Source organism: Candidatus Pelagibacter communis (genome assembly GCF_001180105.1).
In the GTDB taxonomy this organism is placed as follows: domain Bacteria; phylum Pseudomonadota; class Alphaproteobacteria; order Pelagibacterales; family Pelagibacteraceae; genus Pelagibacter; species Pelagibacter ubique_K.
In genome coordinates, this window is the sequence record NZ_CVSO01000007.1 from 1 (window position 1) to 734 (window position 734).

Consider the following 734-nt stretch of genomic DNA (forward strand, 5'->3'; position numbering starts at 1 on the left):
CACCTATTCAACTTATTATAGATAATTTAAAAAAAAGATATGCAGATTTATTTGATGAAAATAATAAGGAAGCATTTCTCGAAAAAATCAGAACGATAAATAAACAAATCAAACTAATTGAAAAATTGGTAAATGAATTCTCTGATTTTGCGAGAATGCCTAAACCAATTTTTAAAAAAGCTGACTTGAACAAGATAATTGATGAGTCTATTCTATTAATGAATTCAGAGTCTAATAAAGTTAAAATTAATTTTACTTACAATAAAAAATATTTCATTAATTGTGATATTGAGCAAATTAGCAGAGTTTTTATTAATCTTCTAAAAAATTCCATTGAGAGTTTAAATGAAAAACAAGAAAAAGATGGTAATTTTAACAAGAAAATCAGTATAGAAATTTTGCTAATAAGTGACTATATAAACATAATTATAAAAGATAATGGTATTGGATTCGATAAATCTAATTTTAAAAATTTATCTAAACCTTACTTTACAACTAAAAAGAAAGGTAGCGGTTTAGGACTTTCAATAGTAGATAAAATTTTAAATGATCATAACGGTTACATCGAGTTTATTGAAGAAAAGAATGGAGCTAAGATAAAAATTTTATTACCTGAACATGTCAACTGAAATACTTATAATTGATGATAACCCTGACATTAGAAATATTCTTAGGGATCTTATTTCTGATGCAGGTTATAGAACACGTGTAGCAGCAAATTATAATCAAGCTTT

1 protein-coding gene is annotated in these 734 nt (G+C 24.5%); it reads left to right on the forward strand.

The window, feature by feature from the left end; all coding sequences use genetic code 11:
* Positions 1-629: sensor histidine kinase (locus AMN84_RS01375; RefSeq protein ID WP_143755523.1), on the forward strand; the 629-nt coding region annotated here is incomplete at its 5' end.
* Positions 630-734: the final 105 nt, after the last annotated feature.